This window comes from Stakelama marina (assembly GCF_018122655.1).
In the GTDB taxonomy this organism is placed as follows: domain Bacteria; phylum Pseudomonadota; class Alphaproteobacteria; order Sphingomonadales; family Sphingomonadaceae; genus Sphingomonas; species Sphingomonas marina.
Genome location: NZ_JAGRQC010000003.1, coordinates 285023 through 304965 on the forward strand (window position 1 = coordinate 285023; position 19943 = coordinate 304965).

Annotated in this window: 23 protein-coding genes and 1 riboswitch; of the genes, 9 read left to right on the top strand and 14 right to left on the bottom strand. The window is 64.4% G+C overall.

Annotation, left to right across the window (positions count from 1 at the left end; genetic code table 11):
* Nucleotides 1-63: 63 nt before the first annotated feature.
* The 5 genes from J7S20_RS11165 to J7S20_RS11185 all read right to left on the bottom strand — a co-directional run bounded on the left by J7S20_RS11165 (nt 64) and on the right by J7S20_RS11185 (nt 5163).
* Nucleotides 64-1029, bottom strand: a complete 966-nt coding sequence (locus J7S20_RS11165; RefSeq protein WP_284054305.1) for a phytoene/squalene synthase family protein — start codon at nt 1027-1029, stop codon at nt 64-66.
* On the bottom strand, nt 1026-1607 hold the full coding sequence (locus J7S20_RS11170) for an LOG family protein (protein ID WP_284054306.1): 582 nt from the start codon (nt 1605-1607) through the stop codon (nt 1026-1028). Before J7S20_RS11170 ends, J7S20_RS11165 begins: the two co-directional genes overlap by 4 nt.
* A complete protein-coding gene (locus J7S20_RS11175; protein WP_284054307.1) occupies nt 1604-3082 on the bottom strand; it encodes a phytoene desaturase in 1479 nt (492 codons plus the stop codon). Before J7S20_RS11175 ends, J7S20_RS11170 begins: the two co-directional genes overlap by 4 nt.
* A complete protein-coding gene (crtY, locus tag J7S20_RS11180) occupies nt 3079-4242 on the bottom strand; it encodes a lycopene beta-cyclase CrtY (RefSeq protein ID WP_284054308.1) in 1164 nt (387 codons plus the stop codon). Before crtY ends, J7S20_RS11175 begins: the two co-directional genes overlap by 4 nt.
* A gap of 153 nt (nt 4243-4395) precedes the next feature.
* Nucleotides 4396-5163 (bottom strand): hypothetical protein, encoded by a 768-nt coding sequence (locus tag J7S20_RS11185; RefSeq protein WP_284054309.1) that lies wholly within the window; start codon nt 5161-5163, stop codon nt 4396-4398.
* A 97-nt stretch (nt 5164-5260) separates the two neighbouring features.
* Here J7S20_RS11185 and J7S20_RS11190 point away from each other — a divergent pair, with 97 nt between their 5' ends.
* From J7S20_RS11190 to J7S20_RS11220, 7 genes are all read left to right on the top strand, one after another.
* Entirely contained in the window at nt 5261-5698 is a 438-nt protein-coding gene (locus tag J7S20_RS11190) for a MarR family winged helix-turn-helix transcriptional regulator (protein WP_284054310.1), read from the top strand.
* Nucleotides 5695-7191: a DHA2 family efflux MFS transporter permease subunit gene (locus J7S20_RS11195; RefSeq protein ID WP_284054311.1), complete on the top strand. Its 1497-nt coding sequence runs from the start codon at nt 5695-5697 to the stop codon at nt 7189-7191. Before J7S20_RS11190 ends, J7S20_RS11195 begins: the two co-directional genes overlap by 4 nt.
* Nucleotides 7192-7298: 107 nt before the next feature.
* Entirely contained in the window at nt 7299-8105 is an 807-nt protein-coding gene (locus J7S20_RS11200) for a sterol desaturase family protein (RefSeq protein ID WP_284054312.1), read from the top strand.
* A complete protein-coding gene (locus tag J7S20_RS11205; RefSeq protein ID WP_284054590.1) occupies nt 8062-8466 on the top strand; it encodes a DUF2141 domain-containing protein in 405 nt (134 codons plus the stop codon). Before J7S20_RS11200 ends, J7S20_RS11205 begins: the two co-directional genes overlap by 44 nt.
* A gap of 73 nt (nt 8467-8539) precedes the next feature.
* Complete coding sequence (locus tag J7S20_RS11210) at nt 8540-9388, top strand: MipA/OmpV family protein (protein ID WP_284054313.1); 849 nt, start codon at nt 8540-8542, stop codon at nt 9386-9388.
* A gap of 38 nt (nt 9389-9426) precedes the next feature.
* Nucleotides 9427-9539: riboswitch (TPP riboswitch) on the top strand.
* A gap of 41 nt (nt 9540-9580) precedes the next feature.
* On the top strand, nt 9581-11485 hold the full coding sequence (gene thiC / locus J7S20_RS11215; RefSeq protein WP_284054314.1) for a phosphomethylpyrimidine synthase ThiC: 1905 nt from the start codon (nt 9581-9583) through the stop codon (nt 11483-11485).
* 5 nt (nt 11486-11490) lie between these two features.
* The gene (locus J7S20_RS11220; protein WP_284054315.1) at nt 11491-11895 is read left to right on the top strand and encodes a DUF1801 domain-containing protein; all 405 of its coding nucleotides are present in this window, start codon (nt 11491-11493) and stop codon (nt 11893-11895) included.
* Nucleotides 11896-11917: 22 nt separating this feature from the next.
* Here the strand turns inward: J7S20_RS11220 and J7S20_RS11225 are convergent, their stop codons facing one another.
* The 3 genes from J7S20_RS11225 to J7S20_RS11235 all read right to left on the bottom strand — a co-directional run bounded on the left by J7S20_RS11225 (nt 11918) and on the right by J7S20_RS11235 (nt 13448).
* Nucleotides 11918-12103 (bottom strand): hypothetical protein, encoded by a 186-nt coding sequence (locus tag J7S20_RS11225; protein WP_284054316.1) that lies wholly within the window; start codon nt 12101-12103, stop codon nt 11918-11920.
* Nucleotides 12104-12111: 8 nt separating this feature from the next.
* Complete coding sequence (locus tag J7S20_RS11230) at nt 12112-12993, bottom strand: SDH family Clp fold serine proteinase (RefSeq protein WP_284054317.1); 882 nt, start codon at nt 12991-12993, stop codon at nt 12112-12114.
* A gap of 206 nt (nt 12994-13199) precedes the next feature.
* Nucleotides 13200-13448 carry a type II toxin-antitoxin system ParD family antitoxin gene (locus J7S20_RS11235; RefSeq protein ID WP_347709234.1) on the bottom strand — a complete coding sequence of 83 codons (249 nt, stop codon included), beginning with the start codon at nt 13446-13448 and terminating at the stop codon, nt 13200-13202.
* Nucleotides 13449-13546: 98 nt separating this feature from the next.
* Here J7S20_RS11235 and J7S20_RS11240 point away from each other — a divergent pair, with 98 nt between their 5' ends.
* Together J7S20_RS11240 and J7S20_RS11245 are read left to right on the top strand one after the other, a co-directional pair.
* On the top strand, nt 13547-14053 hold the full coding sequence (locus J7S20_RS11240) for a DUF3833 family protein (RefSeq protein ID WP_284054319.1): 507 nt from the start codon (nt 13547-13549) through the stop codon (nt 14051-14053).
* Nucleotides 14054-14121: 68 nt separating this feature from the next.
* The gene (locus J7S20_RS11245; protein ID WP_284054320.1) at nt 14122-14766 is read left to right on the top strand and encodes a hypothetical protein; all 645 of its coding nucleotides are present in this window, start codon (nt 14122-14124) and stop codon (nt 14764-14766) included.
* A 63-nt stretch (nt 14767-14829) separates the two neighbouring features.
* Here J7S20_RS11245 and J7S20_RS11250 read toward each other — a convergent pair whose 3' ends face one another.
* The 6 genes from J7S20_RS11250 to J7S20_RS11275 form a co-directional block, all read right to left on the bottom strand.
* Nucleotides 14830-15255, bottom strand: a complete 426-nt coding sequence (locus J7S20_RS11250; RefSeq protein WP_284054321.1) for an ion channel — start codon at nt 15253-15255, stop codon at nt 14830-14832.
* Nucleotides 15256-15288: 33 nt separating this feature from the next.
* Nucleotides 15289-15999, bottom strand: coding sequence for a uracil-DNA glycosylase (ung, locus tag J7S20_RS11255; protein ID WP_284054322.1), 711 nt, complete (start codon nt 15997-15999; stop codon nt 15289-15291).
* Between the two features lie 3 nt (nt 16000-16002).
* Nucleotides 16003-16428 carry a GFA family protein gene (locus tag J7S20_RS11260; protein WP_284054323.1) on the bottom strand — a complete coding sequence of 142 codons (426 nt, stop codon included), beginning with the start codon at nt 16426-16428 and terminating at the stop codon, nt 16003-16005.
* Between the two features lie 87 nt (nt 16429-16515).
* On the bottom strand, nt 16516-17955 hold the full coding sequence (locus J7S20_RS11265) for a S41 family peptidase (protein WP_284054324.1): 1440 nt from the start codon (nt 17953-17955) through the stop codon (nt 16516-16518).
* 184 nt (nt 17956-18139) lie between these two features.
* Complete coding sequence (locus tag J7S20_RS11270) at nt 18140-19069, bottom strand: electron transfer flavoprotein subunit alpha/FixB family protein (protein WP_284054325.1); 930 nt, start codon at nt 19067-19069, stop codon at nt 18140-18142.
* The gene (locus tag J7S20_RS11275) at nt 19066-19815 is read right to left on the bottom strand and encodes an electron transfer flavoprotein subunit beta/FixA family protein (protein WP_284054326.1); all 750 of its coding nucleotides are present in this window, start codon (nt 19813-19815) and stop codon (nt 19066-19068) included. The genes J7S20_RS11270 and J7S20_RS11275 overlap by 4 nt, the downstream gene beginning before the upstream one ends.
* Nucleotides 19816-19943 lie beyond the last annotated feature (128 nt).

Consider the following 19943-nt stretch of genomic DNA (forward strand, 5'->3'; position numbering starts at 1 on the left):
CTTGGGGGGAGCCTGCTGGTGCGCCCGCGGACCTTTCCCGGTTCTTACCCGATGCGGTTAATGTTACGCAGACGTTATTTTCGGCCGGGTCCACAGATCGCCCGGCCGCGGCGCGGGTTGCGATTGCTGTTTCAGGCGCGCGGCATCGACGGCGGCGCGTGCGGTTGCCGCCAGCTTTTCGGCCGGGCGCGTCGTGGTGCGGTGATCCCAGGCATGCTCGCCCGCCGCTGCGACCTTGCGGGCGATCCCTCCATAGATTCCGGCGGCGGCGAGTACCGCCCAGGCCGACCGGAAGGGCAGTTTGGCGGCACCTGCGCGCGCGCTGTCGGCATAGATTTCGGCAAGGTCGGTCAGCCTGCGCGCCAGCACGACCAGTCGCGAACGGAACGGCGGCTTCATATGCTCGCCCGGCGGAATATCCATCTCGGCAAGCCATTCGAGCGGGAGGTAACAGCGGTCGGCGCGGTCGTCCTCCTCGATGTCGCGCGCGATATTGGCGAGCTGGAAAGCTAGGCCAAGGTCGCAGGCGCGGTCGAGCGTTTCCTCGTCATCGGGCGACACGCCCATCACCACCGCCATCATGCAGCCGACGACGCCCGCGACATGATAGCAATAGGTTAGCAGGTCGGCTTCGCTGCGCGGTCGCCAGTCCTCGGCATCCATCGCGAAGCCAGCGATCAGATCGTCGATGAACGTTCGCGGGATCGCCACTTCCGTCAGCAGGATGCGCAGCCCGTCGAACGCCGCGTCGCCGACCCAGCGTCCGGCCAGCGCCTCTTCGGTCGCCTCGCGGATCGCGGCGATGCGCGCCGGGCCATTGACGACCTTCACCGCGCCGTGGCCCAGTTCCTGCGCATCGGCGATATCGTCGCACGCGCGGCACCAGGCATAAAGCAGCCATGCCCGCTCGCGCGTCTTGCGGTCGAAAAGGCGGCTCGCGGCGGCGAAGCTTTTCGACCCGCGCGCGATCGTCTCCTGCGCCGTCGCGACGATCGCCGCACGGCTCGGATGCCCCCCAGCCGCGCTCACAGGTCGGCGCGCGTCATCCGCGTGATCGGCACATGCGGCTCGTACTTCGCCATCCGGTCGAGCAGCGTGTCGAGTTCGTTCGCGACGATCAGGATATTCTGGTGCTGCGGCCGCAGGAATCCGACCTCGCCCATCTTTTCGACGAACCGGATCAGATGGTCGTAATAGCCCGCAATGTTGAGCAGGCCGACCGGATCGCTGTGATAGCCGAGCTGCGACCAGCTCATCGCCTCCCACAGCTCGTCCATCGTGCCGGTCCCGCCGGGAATGGTGACGAACCCGTCGGCCAGCTCGGTAAAGCGCGCCTTCCTCTCATGCATCGTCTCGACGACGTGCAGCTCGGACAGGTTCCGGTGCGCGACCTCTGCATCGACCAGCGCCTGCGGGATCACGCCGATCACCTCGCCGCCCGCGTCCAGCGCGCTGTCGGCGACCGCGCCCATCAGCCCCAGCTTGCCACCGCCGTAAACGACGCCGATGCCGCGTTCCGCAAGCGACCGTCCGAGGTTGCGCGCCGCCTCGATATAGACCGGATCGGCGGGCGTCGCCGATCCGCAATAAACCGCCAGCCGCTTCATGCCTCACTCCCCAGCATCAGCTGCGCGGTCGCCTTGGCGCTGCCGACGACGCCGGGGATGCCGGCGCCGGGATGCGTCCCTGCGCCGACGAAATACAGGTTGGGGATATGGTCGTCGCGGTTGTGGACGCGGAAATAGGCGCTTTGGGTCAGGATCGGCTCCAGCGAGAAGGCGCTGCCCAGATGCGCGTTCAGGTCGTGGGCGAAGTCGCTGGGCATATAGGAGAACTTCGTCACGATACGGTCGTGGATGTCGGGAATCAGCCGGCGGCCGACTTCGTCGAGGATGCGCTTCTCGACGACCGGGCCGACCCGCTCCCAATCGACGGGCGACTTGCCCATATGCGGTACGGGTGCGAGCGCATAGAAGGTCGAATGCCCCTCCGGCGCCATGTCGGGATCGGTGATCGTCGGATGGTGGAGGTAAAGCGACAGGTCCTCGCTCACCACGCCGTGATCGTAGATGTCGGACAGCAGGCCCTTATAGCGGGGGCCAAACAGGATCATGTGGTGCGGGATGCCGGGCCATGTCCCCTTCACCCCGAAATGGACGACGAACAGCGAGGGGGAAAAGCGTTTCTTCTCAAGCCGTTTCAGCGTTCGCTGCGCGCTGCGCGATCCGCTCAGCAGGTCGCGATAGCTGTGGATGATGTCGCTGTTGCATGCCACCGCATCGGCCTGAACCGAAAAGCCGCTTGCCGTCGTCACACCGGTCGCGCGGTCGCCCAGCGTCGCGATTTCGACCACCGGATCGTCCAGCCGCATCGTTCCGCCCAGCCGTTCGAACAGCGCGACCATGCCGGCGACCAGCTTGTTGGTTCCGCCGCGCGCGAACCAGACGCCGCCGTCGCGTTCGAGCTTGTGGATCAGCGCATAGATCGCGCTCGTCGTCATCGGGTTGCCGCCGACCAGCAGCGTGTGAAAGCTCAGCGCCTGGCGCAGCTTTTCGTTCGACACGAATTTCGACACGACCGAATAGACCGATCGCCACGCTTCGTATTTGGCAAGCTGCGGTGCTGCCTTGACCATCGAGGCGAAGTCGAGAAACGCGACCTGGCCGAGCTTTTCATATCCTTCGCGGTACACGCCCGCCGAATAGTCGAGGAATCGGCCATAGCCCGCGATGTCGCGCGGGTTGAGCTTGGCGATTTCCTGTTTCAGCGTCGCATCGTCGGCCGAATAGTCGAAATTGGTCCCGTCGGGCCAGTTGAGGCGGTAAAAGGGCGACACCGGCTCCAGCGTCACGTCGCGTTTCATGTCGTTGCCCGACAGCGCCCATAATTCCTCGAGCGCTTCGGGTGCGGTGATGACGGTCGGCCCGGCGTCGAAGGTAAAGCCGTCGCGTTGCCACACATAGGCGCGCCCGCCCGGCCGGTCGCGCGCCTCGATCAGCGTGGTATCGACGCCCGCCGATTGCAGCCGGATGGCAAGCGCGAGCCCGCCGAATCCGGCGCCGATGACGACGGCGTTCCTCATGGGCGTTTCTCGGTGATCGCGGCGATGGCGCGCCCGATCGGCACCGGCGGCTTGCCGATCAGCACGCGCGCACGATCGGCCAGCGTGGAGCGCGCGGCATAGAAGCGCGCGATCAGCCCGGGATCGAGGCGGTAGAAGCGTTCGAGGACGCGGTATCTCTCTTGTGGTTCGGCGGCCCGGAACAGCATGCGCGTCAACATGCGATAATATTGGCCGCGCTTCCACGCCATTTTCGCATGGCCGTGCAACATGTCGTGCAGCGTACCGCCCGAATAGTCCGAAAACCCCGCGACCAGCACCGCGGTGCGCACTGCGTCGGGCAGCGAATATCCGGTCAGCGGGTGGAACAGCCCGGCGCGCATCCCCGCCTTGGCGATGCGGTTGCCGCCCGAGCGCCAATAGGCTTCGAAATCGCCGCCCATCGCGACCGGCAGTGCGCCCGCTTCGGTGCGCACCGATTCGTCGATCTGCCAGCCGCGCGCGTTCGCATAGTTCAGGATGCGCCGGTTCAGTGCCTTGCGGTCGATATCGGAAGTGTCCGAATAATAGGTGTCCTCGATGAACATCCGCGTCGCGGCAAAGGGCAACGCATAGACGAAGCGATAGCCGTCGATCTGCTCGACGGTCGCGTCCATCACCATCGGCCGCTTGGCATCGTGCGGCTCGGCAAGCGTGAATTCCTGGCCGAGGAATTTCTGCCACCCGCAATCGAGCAGCGACAGGTCGCCCGGTCCGCGGCAATCGATCACGCCCTTCGCCTCCACCCGGTCGCCGTCGGACAGGACGACGGTGCGCGCGCTGGCGCCGACCACCTTGCGCCGGAGCATCACCGTGCCGCGCGGCAGCGTCTTGCGCACCACCTGGTCGAGCCGCGTCGAATCGATCGAATAATATCCCTGTTTCAGCGTGCGATGATGCGCAGGGAACGCGACATCGTAACCGGTCCAGCCATGGCTGATCAGCGGCGCGACCAGCCAGCGGTCGGCATCGTCGATGTCGCTCGCGAAGAACGACCACAGGTGATTGCCGCCGATATGCCGTCCTGCTTCGATCAGGCGGATCGTGGCGTCGGGCTTTTTCTTCGCCAGCGCCAGCGCGATCAGCGCGCCCGAAAGCCCGCCGCCGACGATCGCGATGTCACAGGAAATGGAGGAAGCCATGATTGCCCCGCGCCTAGCCCAAGCGCCCCCGCTGCGGAAGCCCCGCACCCCAGCATTTCACCCGGCCGGGGGACTCGGTTCGTCGCATGGCGGCCACGGAAATCGTGACGCCGCATATGTCAGACCCAGAAGGCTGTGCCGAGCTTCAAAACACTATCGCGAGCTTGATCGTTTCCGCTTTGACGCAGAAACGTCTGAATCGTCAGGCTGATAGACGCCTCCATCCTCGAAATCCTTGACGATGGTGGGACGGGCGTGGATCGCGGCTTTAATATCCTTTGAGCCTCCCTCGTCGCCTAGCCGCAATCGAGCGATCCCACGACCATAGACAGCGTCCACCAACATGAAATGCTTCTGAAAATTCTTGTCGCCCATGGCTTCGTTGAAGTCTGCAAATGCGGCCTCGTTTTGCCCAGTTTCGAGCTCAACACGGCCCCGGTTCACGAGCGCATATCCCGGCCGTCCATTAGCGACGGCGGCATTACAGTATGGCATAGCGTTCGCCACATCGAAGCCGTATCGGCCGCGAGCGAAGCACGACATATTCGACAAAGTCTTATCTTCGGGATGAAGTTTGACATTAGCATCCGCTATCGCAAGCATCTTTTCCGGATGACCTGCCGCCGCATCGACTTCAGACCGGCGCGCGGTGGCTCCCTGCACGTGGTCAGGATACTTCGCGATTATGGCATCGTAAGCTGCCTGTAGCTGTTTGATCGCCGCGGGATCTTGAACTGCGGACTTCAAGGCACGCCACGGCAACGCGCATACCGCTTTGGTCCGCTTAATCGAAGCAATCATCTCATTGACGCTCGTCTTGTCACCGTGCGGAAACGAGCAGCGAGGCGTGGCGCCAATGGCGAGCGATCCGGGTAAAAGACCGGTCGCGACAATTATTGCCAACGCAAGATGCTTATTCATGTGCCCCCTCGCCCTCTAATTTGAAGCGATATCTGATCTGTCCAGACATACCAAGCACCGCCCTTGCATAGTTAGAGAGCCTAACTAAATACCGTCGATGCCAGCCCCCGACACCACCTCGCTCGCCGAAGCGCTGCGTCCCGCGGTGCTTCGCCTTGCGCGTCACCTCCGGCGCGAGGCGCAGCGGGTGGGGATTTCGGAGGTCGACTGGCAGCTCCTCAGCATCATCTATCGTCGCCCCGGCATCGGCGTTTCCGAACTTGCCGATATGGAGATGATCCGTCGCCCGACGATGAGCGCGCACGTGAAGCGGCTCGAAGCCGCCGGCTGGATCGAACGCCAGCCGAGCGCGTGCGGCGACCAGCGCCGCGTCGGGCTCGCGCTCACCGCGGCGGGGCGCGCTGCGCTCGCCTCGATCCGTGATTCGCGCACCGGCTGGCTGCGCGACCGGCTGGCGGCGCTCGACCCGGATGCGCGCGACGCGATCGCGGCGGCGCTGCCCGCCATCGCCGCGCTCGTCGAGGTGCAGCCATGAGCCTCGACGCGCGCACCGAGCCCGAACCGGCGGCGACCGAAAGCGGGGCGCTGTCCGAAGCCGCGATGGCGCCGCCCGAAACCGGCTTCGATACGGACACGCATCGCGGGCCTTTGTTGCCGATGATTATCGGCACCGCGCTGTTCATGCAGACGCTCGATTCGACGATCATCGCCAATGCGCTGCCGCAGATGGCGCGTGCGCTCGGCGAAAGTGCGGTGACGCTCAACCTCGCGATCACATCCTACCTCCTCGCCGCCGCGATCTTCCTGCCGATCTCCGCCTGGGTCGCCGACCGGTTCGGGCCGAAGCGCGTCTTCCGCACCGCGATCATCGGCTTCGCGCTAAGCTCGCTGTTGTGCGGGCTCGCGCAGAACCTGCCGATGCTGATCGCCGCGCGCATGCTGCAGGGGATGGCGGGCGCGATGATGCTCCCCGTCGGTCGGCTGGTCCTTCTGCGCAGCGTGCCCAAGTCCGAACTCGTCCAGGCGATGACCTGGCTGACGATGCCCGCGCTGCTCGGTCCGATCCTCGGGCCGCCGGTCGGCGGGTTCATCGTCACCTTCTTTTCATGGCGCTGGATCTTCTTCATCAATATTCCGATGGGGATATTAGGCGCGATCCTCGTCACGATCTTCCTTCCCGACGTTCGCGAGGAACGCCCCGGAAAGCTCGACTGGACGGGCTTCGCGCTCACCGGGCTCGGGCTTGCGGGTATCGTCTATGGCTTCGACAATCTCGGCCGCGGCGCGCTCCCGACATGGCTCGTCGCTGCGATGCTGATCGGCGGCGTCGCCAGCCTGGCGTTGTTCGTCCGCCACGAACGCCGCGTCGACAACCCGATCCTCGATCTGTCGCTGCTGCGCGTGCAGACCTATGCCGCGGGCACCGTCGGGGGGATGTTCTCGCGGCTGGTGATCGGCGCCAGCCCGTTTCTGCTCGCGCTGCTGCTCCAGCTCGGCTTCGGCCTGTCGGCGTTCGCGGCCGGATCGCTGACCTTTGCCGGCGCGCTCGGCGCGCTGGTGATGAAGGTCGTCGCACGGCCGATCATCGCGTGGTTCGGCTTCCGACCCATCCTGCTCGGCAATGCGGTCATCGTCGCCGCTATGTCTGCGGCCTATGCGCTGTTCCGCGCGGGCACGCCGCATTGGGTGATCCTCGGCGTGCTGCTCGTCGGCGGCTTCTTCCGCTCGCTCCATTTCACCGCACTCAACGCGATGGCCTATGCCGATATCGACGCGCCGCAGATGAGCCGCGCCTCCAGCCTCGCCACGATGTTTCAGCAGATGGCGCAGAGCATTGGCGTCGGCCTTGCCGCCGTTCTGGTGCATCAGGCCATGCTGTGGCGCGGCAGCACCGAGCTGACCGCCGCCGACATTTCCCCCGCCTTCGCGATCGTGGCGCTCGTCTCGCTGATCGGCATGGCGTTCTACTGGCGTCTGCCCGCCGACGCCGGTGCGGAGGTTTCGGGCCGCGAGCAGGCGGGCAATTGACTATCTTCCTTCCGTCGTCCCGGACTTGATCCGGGATGACGACAAGAGCGACGGCGAAGCGGACGCGCCGCTCGCCTTTGTCGCATCCACGCGGTAGATTGCCTGCAATGACCGCGTTCCTCGCCATCGCCCTGTCCGCGCTTGCCATGACGCTGATCGTCGGCATCCGTTACCTGCTGTCGAGCGGCGGGTTCGCGCTGGCGACGCGGCTGACGCGTCCGGGCCTTTACACCGGTCTCGATCGTCAGATCGTGAAGGAGATTCGCTGGAGCCTGTATTCGGCGGCGATCTATGGCATTCCCGCCGGCATCGTCGCCTGGGGCTGGCAGAACAGGGGGTGGACGGCGATCTATACCGACATCCATGCCTATCCGCTGTGGTATCTGCCGCTGTCGGTGCTGCTCTACCTCGCCGCGCACGACACCTGGTTCTACTGGACGCATCGCTGGATGCACTGGCCAAGGTTGTTTCGCATCGCGCATGCCGTCCATCATGCCAGCCGCCCGCCGACCGCCTGGGCGGCGATGGCGTTTCACCCGATCGAGGCGCTGACCGGTGCCATCGTCATTCCGCTTCTGGTCTTCGCGATTCCGATCCATGTCGCCGCGCTCGGCATTGTGCTGACCATCATGACCGTTATGGGTGTTACCAACCATATGGGGTGGGAGGTTTTCCCCCGGTTCATCTGGGACGGGCCATTGGGGCGCTGGGTGATTACCGCCAGCCACCACCAGCGGCATCACGAACGCTATGGATGCAATTATGGCCTTTATTTCCGCTTCTGGGATCGCCTCTGCGGCACGGACGGCGGCCTGGGAAGTTTCGCAGGCCGGCCCCGCGCACCGCTTTCTGCGCAGGCTGGGCGCGGCGCTGATCGTGGTCAGCCTGTTGCCGGGGGCGGCTCCGGTCACTGATCTGACCGTCGATGTCACCGGTCTGCGCTCGGACAAGGGCCAGATTCGCCTCTGCCTCACCGCCGATGCCGACCATTTCCCCGATTGCAAGGGCGATGCCGCCGCGATCACGCGGTCGGTGCCCGCGACCGAGCGAGAGGTTCGCTTCACCGCCTTGTCGCCGGGGGCCTATGCCGTGTCGGTGATCCACGACGAAAACGGCAACGCAAAACTCGATACCTTTGCCGGTATCCCGCGCGAAGGCTTCGGCTTTTCGCGCAACCCCGCGATCCGCTTCGGCCCGCCGCGTTTCGATGCGGCCCGGTTCGACGTGTCGGGGCCGACCGAGACGCAGCAGGTGCGGATGCGCTACATCCTCTGACGAACGGCCAGAGGAACCGGCGGTCGCGGACGAGCGTTTGAAGTTGCTGAACCTTTTTCGGGGGAAGCCACGCTTGAAGACCTATCTTGCCGCTATCGGCCTTTGCCTGTCCTGCACGCCAACCGCCGCCTGGGCGCAAACGACCGAGGCGCCTCCTCCGCCCGACATGTCGGGCGACCGCGTCACAATCGGCGCTGGCGTGGGGTCGCTGCCCGATTACGAAGGCGCGGACGACAACCGCCTCTATCCGGTCGGCATCGCCATCGGCCAGGTGTCGGGGATCAGCTTCTGGACGCGCGGTACGCAGCTTTACGTCGATCTCGTCCCCGATAGCGGCGGCGTCGGCACCTCGTTCGAGGCGGGGCCGGTCGCGGGCATCCGCCTCAACCGCACCGGCGACATCCACACGCCGCAGGTCGCCGCGCTCGGCAAGCTCAACACCGCCTATGAAGTCGGCGGTTTTGCCGGCATATCGCGTACCGGCGTCGTCACCAGCGATTATGACACGCTGACCGCGCGCGTCGCCGTCACGACCGATGTCGGCAATGCACATAAAAGCTATACGATCAGCCCGCAGATCAGCTATTTCACGCCGCTGTCGCGCTATAATCTCGTCGGCATCAGCGCCTCCGCCGATTATGTCGGCAAGGGCTATGGCAGCTATTATTACGACGTCACCCCGGCGGGCAGCGCGGCGAGCGGTCTGCGTCCCTATCACGTCTCCGGCAGCGGCTTTCAGAGCTATTCGCTCGGCATCTACGGGCTGCAGAGCATCACCGGCGATCTGACCCACGGCCTCGGCATCGGCGGGGGCATCGGCTATACGCGCATCCTCGGCAAATATGCCGACAGCCCGATCGTCGCCGATGTCGGCAACCGCGACCAGTGGATTGCGGGGCTGGGCCTCGCCTACACTTTCTGACCCCTATCGCTCGCGCTCGATAGCCGTTAGAGTCGCGACCAACATCCCCGGGGGACCGCACGCATGCGGTTGAGAGGCGGGCACATTCGGCCCGCGACCCGCAGAACCTGATCCGGTTGAAACCGGCGGAGGGAGGGAGCGGTTTTCCAAAGAATTCCGGCCCTCGCTCCGACACAGCATTTGGAGCGACCCATGGCCGATATCGATTCCCCCATCGAACGCATGAAGGTGACCACCGGCCCGATCCGCGGCTCGCGGAAAATCCATGTCGGCGAGCACCGCGTGGCGATGCGCGAGATCGACCTCGAACCCGGCTGCGGAGAGCCGCCGCTTCGCGTCTACGACACCTCGGGACCCTATACCGATCCGAAAGCGAACATCGACATCTCCGCCGGCCTGCCGCAGCTCCGCCGCCCGTGGATCGAGGGGCGCGGCGATGTCGAATCCTACGACGCGCGCGAGATCAAGCCGGAGGATAACGGCCTCACCGGTCCCGATCGCTCGGGCGGCGTCCCGCAATTCCCCAACGTCGTGAAGCGCCCCTTGCGTGCCAAGCCCGGCGCCAACGTGTCGCAGATGCACTATGCCAGGCGCGGCATCATCACGCCCGAGATGGAATATGTCGCCGTCCGCGAAAATCTTGGACGCATCGCTGCCCGCGAAGCCGCCACCCGCGACGGAGAGAGCTTCGGCGCCGCCATCCCCGATCACGTCACCCCCGAATTCGTCCGTGACGAGGTCGCCCGCGGCCGCGCGATCATCCCCAACAACATCAACCACCCCGAAAGCGAGCCGATGGCGATCGGCCGCAACTTCCTCGTCAAGATCAACGCCAATATCGGCAACTCCGCCGTCGCCAGCGATGTCGCGAACGAGGTTGACAAGATGGTCTGGTCGATCCGCTGGGGCGCCGACACCGTCATGGACCTGTCGACCGGTCGCAACATCCACGACACGCGCGAATGGATTCTCCGGAACTCGCCCGTCCCCATCGGCACCGTCCCGATCTATCAGGCGCTCGAGAAGGTCGGCGGCATCGCCGAGGACCTGACCTGGGAAATCTTCCGCGACACGCTGATCGAGCAGGCGGAGCAGGGCGTCGACTATTTCACCATCCATGCCGGCGTCCGCCTGCCCTATGTGCCGATGACAGCAAAGCGCGTCACCGGCATCGTCAGCCGCGGCGGCTCGATCATGGCGAAATGGTGCCTCGCCCACCACAAGGAGAGCTTTCTCTACGAACGGTTCGAGGACATTTGCGAGATCATGAAGGCGTACGACATCGCCTTCAGCCTTGGCGACGGCCTGCGCCCCGGCTCGATCGCCGATGCCAATGACGAGGCGCAGTTCGCCGAACTCTACACGCTGGGCGAACTCACCCACAAGGCGTGGGAACACGACGTCCAGGTCATGATCGAAGGCCCCGGCCATGTGCCGATGCACAAGATCAAGGAGAATATGGACAAGCAGCTCGAGGCCTGCGGAGAGGCGCCCTTCTACACGCTCGGGCCGCTCACCACCGACATCGCGCCGGGCTACGACCATATCACCAGCGCGATCGGCGCGGCGCAGATCGGCTGGTACGGCACCGCGATGCTCTGCTACGTCACGCCCAAGGAGCATCTCGGCCTGCCCGACCGCGACGATGTGAAGGTCGGCGTGGTGACCTACAAGCTCGCCGCCCACGCCGCCGACCTTGCCAAGGGCCACCCCGCCGCCAAGCTCCGCGACGATGCGCTCAGCCGCGCGCGGTTCGAATTTCGCTGGCGCGACCAGTTCAACCTGTCGCTTGATCCCGACACGGCGGAGCAGTATCACGACCAGACGCTCCCCGCCGAAGGCGCCAAGACCGCGCATTTCTGCAGCATGTGCGGCCCCAAATTCTGCAGCATGAAGATCACGCAGGAAGTGCGCGACTTCGCCGCCAAGCAGAACCAGGGCGCCGACAGCTTCCTCGCCGCAAATCCTCCCCGGAACGGGAATGGTGCAGGGGCCGCTGCCACAAGCGAAACCCCCGAAAATGCCGAAGCCGGCATGGAACAGATGGCAGAGAAATACCGCCAGGGCGGCGACCTCTACATCCCCGCCGAGGACTGACCGCCATGCCCGCCGCTGACGCGCCGTTCCTGCTCACCGGAGCGGTACGGCGCGATCCGGCGGTCGCGGCGTGGTTCGACACCACCGATCCGCTCCGCCAGATTCTGCGTCCGTGGTTCGAGCGGATGCGCGCGTGCGGCGAAGACGTGCGCGAAGTCATCCACGACCGCTGCCCCACCGCCTGTGTCGGCCAGGCCGCCTTCGCCTATGTCGCCGCCTACCGCGCCCACGCCGCGATCGGCTTCTTCCACGGCGCCTCGCTCCCCGATCCCGCCGGCCTGCTCGAAGGCGCCGGCAAGCGTATGCGCCACGTCAAGCTGCGGTTGGGCGGGGGGTTAGACGAGGCGGCGCTGGGGGCGTTGATTGCAGCGGGGTACGCGGTCGCGAGGTCATCGCGGGAGGACTTTTAGGCCCTCCAATGCGCATTATCCGTCAGCGACGGTCGCTAGATCCTACGATACGCTCCATCAACGGAATGCTGAACGACTGTTTGCGGGTCACGACGCCAGCACGCTCCATTCGATTCTGAAATTTCTTATTCAGTTGGAGCTGCGAATCAAAGTTTTCACCCTTTGGCGTGTCTTTCAACGCTGCCTTAAGTGCTTGATCGATCATCATGGGGCACCTCATTGCAGAATGCGGTTAAAAATTGTGAAAGCTTGGCCGTGACGTTCGATATAGCCGGTCAATGTGTCAGCATAACGCCGGACGTGGGCATGGAGTTCGCTGTCGTCGCTAAAATCCTCGACCTCTAATCGCATTTCTGATCGGAGCGTTCCCATCCCAATCATGCGTCCGTGCGAATGCCAGAGGTTGTTATCTGAGAGCTTAGTAGCGATTTCCTCAGCTCGAACGAGCCGTTCATCCTGAGTGACAGGCGTGCCGGGATTCGTTGTTCGATGATGAGTCCAGTTCTTAAATTTATACTCTGCAAGCCACTTCTTTAATAGATTTATCGAGAGCTCTTTCGCTTGTTCGTAAAATCGGAGCATCGCTAAATCTAAGCTTTGAAGCATTTGGAATTCTGCCGGAGAAATCGTGTCGCTATTACTCTTCTGAATAAGTTCTTCAACTTTATCGAGATACCCTAACGCAGGTACCAACACGCGATTTTCACGGTCAGGAACTTGGGGGTCTATGGGACCAAGAGCCGACGAATAGTCCATGTATATTTTATCTGCAGCCATGCAGAAAATAGTTCCGGCTGACATGGCAGTATTCGGCACAAGCGCATAAAAACTGTTGTAATGATGTCTGATAACTTCGACCATTCGTTCAACAGCTTCGGCTTGGCCACCGGGCGTTGTAAGGCAAAGGCCTAACGCGTCCCGCTTGTCAGCCCTTTCAGCAAGTCGCTCTATCGAATCGCGAAAAAAGGTGAAGTTGCTGGTCCGCAGTTCGCCATAGTAATACAAGACATCGCAATCCAGCGCGGTCTCAACCTGCGCTTCGGCCTCCCCAACGGTATCAAGTATCACCCTATCCAAAAGAGGCATCGTTGATGCCATGCAGTGCTCCCCCGTCTGCTTAAGTCGATAGATGAATCAGATTATCCTACATTGCTAGCGTTAAATTTCTGGCTGTAAATTTGCCGGCAGCGGCCGAGTCATGGCGATTCAGCGACGATCCCGATTTTGAAGCTGCCCCGCCGGATTGGTCATCGCCGCCATGATCGACAGTATCCTCGCGCCGAGGTCGGCCTGAGCCTTGCGGCTCAGCTCAAGCCGCATCCTTGCTCCCGTACCCCGGCGCGCAGCTCGTCGAGATACTCGAACGGATCGCGCTCGCTCACGCCCGAAGCACGGCCCTCGTCGATCGCCGCCTGCAGCCGCCGCCGCGCTTCTTCGGCCTCCTGGTCGCGCCGGACCAGATCGCGGACATAGTCGCTGGTGCTGCTGTAGCGCCCCTCGGCGACCCGGGATTCCACCCAGCCCTTGAGCTGATCAGGGATCGAGACGTTCATCTGTGCCATGCGCACCAATATACGAATTCGCGCAACATTTGTCATCTTCCGCGCGATACCGTGCTGAACCTGCCCGCCGCCGGCGCGTTCCCCCAACTATGCCCCGCCTGACCCCCGCCATCCTCGCGCCGCTCCTCCTCGCCGGGTGCGTCGGCGCGCCGCCGATCGCGCAACCCGCGCCGCAGCCGCGCTTCGACGTGTTTGCCTTCTTCGCCGGGCCCACGCTCGGCACCGGGCGGCTCAAGAAAATCCTTTCGGGCACCGAATCCACGCTCGTCCACGGCACCGGCCGGGTGGAGGGCGACACGCTGGTCCTCGATCAGACGGTGGAGGAGGGCGACAAGCCCGCAAAGCACCGCCAGTGGCGCATCCGCCGCACCGGCCCCGGCCGCTATTCGGGCACGCTCACCGATGCCAGCGGCCCCGTCACCGGCGAGGTTGAGGGCAACCGCCTCCACCTGTCCTTCACCATGAAGGGCGGCCTGCCGACGCAGCAATGGCTGACGCTCGCCCCCGACGGCCGCTCCGCGCACAACATCATGACCGTGACCAAACTCGGCCTCACCGTCGCCGTCCTCGACGAGGACATCCGCAAGACCGACTGACCCTTGCGGGCGCGCCCCCAAAGCAAAAGAACTTTCCTACCCGTTCTTTTTATGTTCCATACTGCCCGATGACCCACGGCAGAAATCCCATCCCGCCCGAACCGGCGGTCGAGGACGAATCCTTCGACGCCGACTTCGAACCCGTTCCCACCCGCCAGCGCCACGATGGCTGGACCCCCGACAAGCAGCGCGAGTTCATCGAGGCGCTCGCCGCGTCGGGCTGTGTCGATTCCGCGTGCCGCGCGGTCGGCATGTCCACCGCCGCCGCATATAATCTGCGCGCGCGGACCGATGCGCAGAGCTTTCGCTGCGCCTGGGAAAATGCGCTCGAATATGCCGTGTCGCGGCTGTCCGACGCGGCGCTTTCGCGCGCCATCCACGGCGTCGTGCGACCCGTCTTCTACCAGGGCGAGCAGATCGGCGAGCGGCGCTATTATGACGAACGCCTCGCCATGTTCCTGCTCCGCTACCGCGATCCCGTGCGCTACGGCGCGTGGCGCGACTCCGTCGCGGCAGAACGCCATCCCGATCAGCCCGCGCTCGGCCTCGCCCGCTCGCTCAACGCGCTCGGCGACCATGCCTGGGCGTCGTGGTTCGGCCATGCCCGCCCCGATACCCCGCTGATCTTTCCCACCGTCCGCTTCGTCCGCCCCGACGAGGAACGCGCAGAGGCCGAAGCTCGCGCCCGCGACCGCCGCGAGAAGGGGTATTGAGGGGGGACGTACCGTTAACTTCGCTAACTTCCGGCTACGCCGCTCGCAGCACCGGCCGCTGCGCTATCGCCGTCCCAGTCGTCCGACCACCGTCACGAAGAACGCCGTCGACCAGCCGAGCAGGATCACCCCGTTGATCCCCTCGATCGCCGCCACCAGCCGCCACGCCTGCGCCAGCCCCTGATCGTCATAACCGATCGTCGCATAGGTGATGGTGGAGAAATACACCGCGTGTTCCAGATCGCCCAGCGCGCCGCCCAGCAGGTACAGCAGCGCATATAGCCAGATCTCGATACCGTGCAGCGCGAACAGGCCGAGCACCAGCGTCAGCACGAACAGGAACCCGCGCCACGACGCGTGCATGATATGGCTGCTGCGCTCTTCCGCCGCCTCCAGTCGCATCAGCCGCACCAGCGCGATGATCCCGCCGCCGTGGATCGCCACGGTCAGCAGCACCATGGCGGTGGCGATGGCAAGTTGCGCGATCATGCCGGTCGATCTTTCCCGTCCAGCGCCCCGCGGTCAATCCGCCGCGGCAATTTCGGGCAGCGCCCAGTCGATGCTCCCGCGTCCCCGCTCTTCCAGAAACGCATTGGCTTTGGAGAAATGACGGCAGCCGAAAAAGCCGGTGTGCGCCGACAGCGGCGACGGGTGCGGCGCCTTCAGCACCAGATGCCGCCCACCGCGTTCGACCGAGGCGATGAAATCGGCCTTTTTCTGCGCATGCGATCCCCAGAGCAGGAACACCACCGGCGCCTCCTTCGCCGCGACCTGCCGGACGACGGCATCGGTGAAGCGTTCCCAGCCGCGCCCCCGGTGCGACGCCGCCTTCGCCATCTCGACCGTCAGCACGCTGTTGAGCAAAAGCACCCCCTGCCGCGCCCAATGTTCCAGATGCCCGTGCCGTGCCGGCGCGATCCCCAGATCGTCGCGCAGCTCCTTGTATATGTTGACGAGGCTTGGCGGCGTCCGCACGCCCGGCCGAACCGAAAAGCACAGGCCATGCGCCTGGCCCGGCCCGTGATAGGGGTCCTGCCCCAGGATCACGACGCGCACCTGTTCGAGCGGTGTGAGGTCGAGTGCGCCGAACCATTCGCCGCCCGCCGGAAAGATGCGCTTCCCCGCCGCCCGCTCGGCGAGCAGGAAGCGTTTCAGATCGGCCATATAGGGCTGCTCGAATTGATCGGAGAGCGGTTCGCGCCAGCTCTCGTGCAGCTTTACCGCATCGGCCATCGATCAGCCCTTGCCGGGCGCATATTTGGCAATCACCTGCGCCCCGGTCAGCCGCTCACGATCGCCTTCGAACGCATAGTAATCGGGCTTTTCGTCGATGAATATCTCTTCGGCCATCGCCGCATCCGGCGCGTCGTCGAACAGACCGACCGGAAAGGAATAGGTGTCGTGCGGTTTGTAGTGAAAGAACAGATGCGTCCCGCACCGGTCGCAAAAGGCGCGCTCGGCCCAGTCGGACGAGGCGTAGCGGCGGATATGTTCGGTGCCGGTGAAGGCGGGCTCGGCCACGCCCCGCGTCGAAAGAAATGCGATGCCGCCCCAGCGCCTGCACATCGTGCAGTGGCACGCATCAAGCTCGGGGCCGGGCGGGGAGGCTGTCACTGTCACCGCACCGCACAGGCACCGCCCATTCAGCTTCGTTCCGCCCATCGCGCTATCCCTCCAACCTTGTGGACCGGCCGATGGTGACACAGCCCATCGACCGCGACCAGAGCAAGCCGAGTTGCAACGCGAAGATCAGTAAAGCCCCGGTACCTCGCGCTGCGGCGTGCTGGGCACAGCCGGCTGGAGCAGCTTGCGGCGCTGCTGCACGGCCTGCGTCGTCTGCGCACCGGCGGCGGTGATCTGCGTACAGCTCTTGCCCTCGAGAAAATCGAGCGCGGCGCGGGTCGAGGCTTCTTGCGGATCGCCCATCGGCCTCGAAAGATCGTCATCCGCCTGGCAGCTCGCCTCCACCGTCCCCGCGAGCCCGTCAAAATAACCGCCCTGATTGTTGGCGTTGTGCAGCCCGAACGCGATAATCCGGAAGCGATCGTCGCATTCGCTGCGATCGACCGCGATCTGTCCGACCGGCTTGCCATAGGTGTTGGTGCCGATCAGCCCGTCGGCGGTGTGCAGATAGGGGATGAAGGCGTTGACGACGAGCTCGCTGGCCGACGCGGTTCCGCGCGTGCCGATGAACGCGATGCGCGTGGCGCCGATCGATTGCGGTTGCGGCGCGAAATACGCGGTCGTGTTTTCCGAGGCCTTGGACGGACGGAAGGTCATGTGATCGAACACGTCGGATGTCGAATGATCCCCGCCCAGCAGATTGCCCATCAGCTCGGCGACCGAAACCAGTCCGCCACCATTGTAGCGCAGGTCGACGATGACCTTGTCGACCCCCGCCGCGCGGAACTTCGCAAAGGCGTCGCGCAGTGCCGGATCGGCGGTCGAAATAAAGGTCCGCAGGTTGATATAGCCATATTGCTGGCCACCATCGCTCAATATCTGTGCGCCGTAGCGGCTCGACACCGGTTCGATGTCGTAATCGGCCTTGGTCACACTGACGACCCGCGTGCCGCTGGCATCGGTGATGCGGAAATAGCGGGTCGTACCCGCGGTCGATGGCCCCAGCGCATTGTTGAGTGCATCGCCGCCGCCGCTCGCGATCAGTTCGGAGACGGTTTGCAGGTTGTTCTCGCTCGTTCCGATCGCCGTGATCGCGGTGCCGCGGTCGATACCGGCCTTCAGCGCGGGGGCGCCCTCGAACGCTTCTGCGATCAGCAGCTTGCTGTTGTCGGGCGCAAGCGTGATCCGAAAACCGAAGCCCGCCGTCTGGCCCGAATTGTAATAGGCGTCTTCCTCGGCAATCGAGGTCAGATAGGTGAAGTGGCGATCCTTGCCCTGCGCACGGGCATTTGCCGTCAGCGCGTCAATATAGTCCTGAACCGTCGAATAGGACGCGGGGTCGAGATTGTTCGGCAGCGTATCGGGAAACAGATACCATTCGTCGAGCTGGTCAAAGGCCCATTGCTGGCGCGACAGCAGCGAACATGTCCCGCCGGCCGATGCCGTGCCTGATCCGCCGCCGCTTCCCGATGTCGGCGGGGTGGAAACTGTTCCACCCGATCCCCCGCCGCCGCATCCCGACAACAATGCCACAAGGGCCAGGCCGGCTACGACGCGATTACGCATATACATTCGAGTCCCCAAGAATTTCGAACAGCTTAACCGCTAATCCCGCCTCGGCAAGTCACGCGGGGTGGCGCGGTGCTGCAAGTACGGATCGGTGGTCTGTGGGGATGCAGGCCGCGCCCATATGAAACGGGGCGGCGCGGTCTTCCCGCGCCACCCCGTTCAATCGGCAGATACAGCGTCGTCAGAGCTTTTCGGTCAGCTCCGGCACCGCCTTGTAGAGGTCGGCGACCAGGCCGTAATCGGCGACCTGGAAGATCGGCGCATCCTCATCCTTGTTGATGGCGATGATGGTCTTCGAATCCTTCATGCCGGCAAGGTGCTGGATCGCGCCCGAAATGCCGATCGCGATATAGATTTCCGGTGCGACGATCTTGCCGGTCTGGCCGACCTGATAGTCGTTGGGGACATAGCCCGCGTCCACCGCCGCGCGGCTCGCACCGACCGCGGCGCCGAGCTTGTCGGCAAGCGGTTCGATGATGTTGTGGAAATTCTCGCTGTTCTGCAGCGCGCGGCCGCCCGATACGACGATCGATGCGCTGGTCAGCTCGGGCCGCTCGCTTTCGGCGATGTCCGCCTTGACGAAGCTCGAGATGCCCTTGTCGCCCGCGCCGGAAACCTGCTCGATCTCGGCGGACCCGCCCTCGGCGGACGCCTTGTCGAACGCGGTGCCGCGCACGGTGACGACGAGCTTCTCGTCGCTCGTCTTGACGGTGGCGATTGCGTTGCCGGCATAGATCGGCCGGGTGAAGCTGTCTTCGCCCTCGACCGAGAGGATGTCCGAAATCTGCATCACGTCGAGCAGTGCCGCGACGCGCGGAGCGATGTTCTTGCCGGTCGTCGTGGCGGGCGCGACGAACGCGTCGTGATGGCCCATCAGATCGACGATCAGCGGCGCGACATTCTCGGCAAGCGCATGCGCATAGGCCGCGTCGTCGGCGACATGGACCTTGCCCACGCCCTCGATCTTGGCCGCTGCCTGCGCGACCGAATCGCAGCCCGATCCGGCCACGAGCAGATGCACCTCGCCGAGTTTCGACGCCGCGGTCACCGCAGCGAGCGTCGCGTCCTTCAATTCCTTGTTGTCGTGTTCGACCCAAACGAGCGTCTTCATGCCGGAACTCCCATCGCCTTCAGCTTGGCAACCAGTTCATCCACGTCGGCGACCTTTTCGCCCGCCTGCCGCTTGGGCGGCTCGGAAACGTTGGTCACGGTCAGGCGCGGCGATACGTCGACGCCGTAATCGGCGACGGTCTTCGTATCCATCGGCTTCGACTTCGCCTTCATGATGTTGGGCAGCGACGCGTAGCGCGGCTCGTTGAGGCGCAGATCGGTGGTAACGATGGCGGGCAGCGTCAGCTCGTCGGTTTCGAGACCGCCGTCGATCTCACGCGTGACGGTCGCCTTGCCGTCGCCCAGCTCTACCTTGGAAGCGAAGGTGCCCTGCGCCCAGCCGAGCAGCGCCGCGAGCATCTGACCGGTCTGGTTGTTGTCGTCGTCAATCGCCTGCTTGCCGAGGATGACCAGCTCGGGCGATTCGGCTTCGACCACCTTCTGCAGCAGCTTGGCGACGCCCAGCGGCTCGACGCGTTCGTCGGTGGTGATCAGGATCGCGCGGTCGGCACCCATTGCGAGCGCGGTCCGCAGCGTCTCCTGGCATTTCTGCTCGCCGATCGAGACGACCACGATCTCTTCGACCGGGCCCTTCTCCTTAAGGCGGATGGCTTCCTCGACCGCGATCTCGTCGAACGGGTTCATGCTCATCTTGACGTTGGCAAGATCGACGCCCGACCCGTCCGCCTTCACGCGGGGTTTGACGTTATAGTCAAGCACGCGCTTGACCGGCACCAGCACTTTCATTTGCGTCCTTTCCGTTTTGTCCGCTTGATTACGGCTTTCGGTTGGGCCGTACATGGCGGTTTTACGCGTTTTTCGCAAGACCGGTATGGCGATTCGGCCTTGCCGTAGCGGCAGGGGCCGGGCGCGCC